The organism is Dehalococcoidia bacterium, from assembly GCA_022451965.1.
Lineage (GTDB): Bacteria > Chloroflexota > Dehalococcoidia > Lucifugimonadales > Lucifugimonadaceae > TMED-70.
This window is the reverse complement of the sequence record JAKUNJ010000013.1, coordinates 1-2799: the sequence shown is the minus strand read 5'-3', so window position 1 is coordinate 2799 and position 2799 is coordinate 1. Positions and strand designations below refer to the sequence as shown.

At 36.5% G+C, this 2799-nt stretch carries 6 protein-coding genes; all 6 read right to left on the bottom strand.

Features of this window, described 5'->3' with window-relative positions; all coding sequences use genetic code 11:
- Positions 1-172 precede the first annotated feature (172 nt).
- Positions 173-424: a DUF5872 domain-containing protein gene (locus MK083_06475; protein MCH2674093.1), complete on the bottom strand. Its 252-nt coding sequence runs from the start codon at positions 422-424 to the stop codon at positions 173-175.
- The gene (locus MK083_06470) at positions 424-648 is read right to left on the bottom strand and encodes a hypothetical protein (protein ID MCH2674092.1); all 225 of its coding nucleotides are present in this window, start codon (positions 646-648) and stop codon (positions 424-426) included. Before MK083_06470 ends, MK083_06475 begins: the two co-directional genes overlap by 1 nt.
- A 50-nt stretch (positions 649-698) precedes the next feature.
- Entirely contained in the window at positions 699-1112 is a 414-nt protein-coding gene (locus tag MK083_06465) for a hypothetical protein (GenBank protein ID MCH2674091.1), read from the bottom strand.
- A gap of 38 nt (positions 1113-1150) precedes the next feature.
- Positions 1151-1465 (bottom strand): hypothetical protein, encoded by a 315-nt coding sequence (locus MK083_06460; protein MCH2674090.1) that lies wholly within the window; start codon positions 1463-1465, stop codon positions 1151-1153.
- Positions 1466-1468: 3 nt separating this feature from the next.
- Positions 1469-1648, bottom strand: a complete 180-nt coding sequence (locus MK083_06455; protein ID MCH2674089.1) for a hypothetical protein — start codon at positions 1646-1648, stop codon at positions 1469-1471.
- Between the two features lie 154 nt (positions 1649-1802).
- Positions 1803-2799, bottom strand: a 997-nt coding sequence (gene psbA, locus MK083_06450; GenBank protein MCH2674088.1) for a photosystem II q(b) protein, incomplete at its 5' end; no start/stop codon positions are given.

Sequence of the window (2799 nt, the reverse complement as noted above, 5' to 3'; positions counted from 1 at the left end):
ATCCGGGATCAGGAGCATCAGGATTAAGAGGACCATAAGCAAATTTGTCGATAGTCCAGTTTCTATTTTTTGCATTCTCTTCAATATCAATAGTCGCAGTAGGACAAGATTCACTTACCTCTGAAACTTTTTTATTGAGGATGATAGTTACTTTAGGTTTCATATTACTATTCTAATCTTTCTTCTTCTTTTCGTATTCTTTTTTAGTCATCCACTTCTCTTTACCCCAACGCTTAAGATCTTTCTGTTTTTTACCTTTTCCTCCCTTATATCCTCCTCCTTGAGCTTTATATTTTTGTGCAACCATTTGTGCTTTTCTAGCAGACCACTGACCAGGTTTACCACCTTTAGATCCAGCTTTTACCTGATTAAATATTCTTTTTCTCAGGGCAGGTTTAGTGTATTTTGAATCGTCTTGTGCCATTAAAATCTATTTTGTATTGGCTCTTTATTAAGAATAACAGGGGGAATACTATCGGAATAAGATCTTGATACCTCTCTCATGTAGTGAGGATTATTCATTTCAAATTTTGGAATATTCTTTCCTATATATGACACTACAAATTTACACTTATCTGCTTTTTCTTTTTTCTGTGGTTGAAAAGGGTCAGCTAATCCTGCTGTTACCATCGAATAATCGTTGTACATATTCGAATATTTAACAGGAAAACTAGGATAATAACCAATCCCAGCCATTCTCATGGCATTTCAGTGCTGTAAATTGATCCTGTACTATCAAATCTTTCTTTTAAATCAGGACGATTCATAATTAATTTTAAAAAATCAGGATTTACTTTTTGAATTGTTCCATCAGGACTAGTGTAATCTACTCTATTGTCAGGAAACATATTATCAAAAGGATTTAATTTGTTTAAAAATCCAGCGACTCTTTGCAAAATTCCAGTTTTTTTATTTTGCTCTACATTTTGAGCTAATTCTTGAGCACCTTGACTTGGCATTCCCATCATGTCAGTAGTGCCATTCATCATTGTTAAATCACGAGCATTCTGCTCTAAAGAACCTGTGCCTCTTTGCATTTCAGGAACAGTAGGGAATTTACCCCCAGACTCTTTTAAAAATTTTTTTAGAAAACTTTCTGTAGGTATAGGCATTGCAATTAATACTGTTTTCCTAATTCTACGTTAAATAATTATGATAGTATCCCACGTTGTCTTAATTTATCCATATTCTTTAAATACTTCTCAATATCAGCCTCTCTTTTATATTTATCACGTAAACCTTCAGGGATTAATTTGTTATATCCTTTAGCAACTAAAAAATCTTGTAAAAAATCTAAATTTTCATTATCCGACATACCAATGTTATCCATCTCAAATTCTTCTCTATTTCTTCTATTCATCTCTTCAAGGTTGTATTTTCTCATACTTTCATTTATCCCAACTCCAGAACCAAAATCTAACATGGGTCTATAAAAAAGTTTGTAGTCAGTATCAAATTCACCCATCTTCTACATCATCCCTTGTGTAAAATTACGTAGAAAATTAGCAGCCTGTAAAGGATCTGTTGCTGGATCAGGTTTCTGATAATATTTTCTCTCTATTTCTAATTCTTCATCTTCTTTTTCTTTCTTATCTTCAGCAGTTTCTAATAATTGATCTATCATGCTGCCATCAAATCCGGTATTCATCTGCATAGGACTATAAACACTTTTACTAATTCTACTTTGTATACATAAAAAAAGACCCAGAGCACCACCTCTGGGTCAACCACTTTACTTTGCACACACGCACATGGAGAGAACCACGTACCTTTTATAGACTAGCGGTAATAAACCTCTAAAGTCAACCTATAGCTGGAGCAGATAGGGCAACTGAAGTAGATTCAGAACATGCTAGATCGAGAGGGAAGTTGTGAGCATTTCTCTCGTGCATTACTTCCATACCTAAACTCTGTCTGTTAAGAACATCAGCCCATGTAGGAATTACTTTTCCGTTAGCATCAACAACTGATTGGTTAAAGTTGAAACCATTAAGGTTAAATGCCATTGTGCAGATACCCATTGAAGTTAACCATACACAAACAACTGGAAATACAGCTAGGAAGAAGTGAAGACTTCTGCTGTTGTTGAATGAAGCATATTGGAAGATTAAACGACCGAAGTAGCCATGAGCTGCAACGATGTTATATGTTTCCTCTTCTTGTCCAAACTTGTAACCGTAGTTCTGAGACTCAACTTCTGTAGTTTCTCTGATTAGAGATGATGTAACTAAAGAACCGTGCATTGCACTAAAGAGTGATCCCCCAAACATACCTGCTACACCTGCCATGTGGAAAGGATGCATTAGGATGTTATGTTCAGCTTGGAACACGAACATGAAGTTAAACGTACCTGATATACCTAAAGGCATACCGTCAGAGAATGATCCCTGACCAAAAGGATATACAAGAAATACAGCGAAAGCTGCTGACACTGGAGCTGAATAAGCTACGCAGATCCAAGGACGCATACCTAGTCTGTAACTAAGTTCCCATTGGCGTCCCATGTAAGCTGAGATACCGATAAGGAAGTGAAAGATAACAAGTTGGTATGGTCCTCCGTTGTACAACCACTCATCGAGAGTAGATGTTTCCCAAATTGGGTAGAAGTGCAGTCCGATTGCGTTTGAGCTTGGAACGACTGCCCCTGAGATGATGTTGTTTCCATATAAGAAAGAACCAGAAACTGGCTCACGAATGCCGTCAATATCCACAGGAGGAGCTGCTATAAACGCAACAATAAAACAAGCTGCAGCTGTAAGTAGACATGGAATCATTAAGACACCAAACCAACCAACATAT

What these genes read in the sequence shown, in the direction of transcription:
- MK083_06470 (MCH2674092.1), bottom strand. Translation starts at nt 648, where the DNA reads ATGTACAACGATTATTCGATGGTAACAGCAGGATTAGCTGACCCTTTT.
- MK083_06455 (MCH2674089.1), bottom strand. Translation starts at nt 1,648, where the DNA reads ATGAATACCGGATTTGATGGCAGCATGATAGATCAATTATTAGAAACT.
- MK083_06460 (MCH2674090.1), bottom strand. Translation starts at nt 1,465, where the DNA reads ATGGGTGAATTTGATACTGACTACAAACTTTTTTATAGACCCATGTTA.
- MK083_06475 (MCH2674093.1), bottom strand. Translation starts at nt 424, where the DNA reads ATGGCACAAGACGATTCAAAATACACTAAACCTGCCCTGAGAAAAAGA.
- MK083_06465 (MCH2674091.1), bottom strand. Translation starts at nt 1,112, where the DNA reads ATGCCTATACCTACAGAAAGTTTTCTAAAAAAATTTTTAAAAGAGTCT.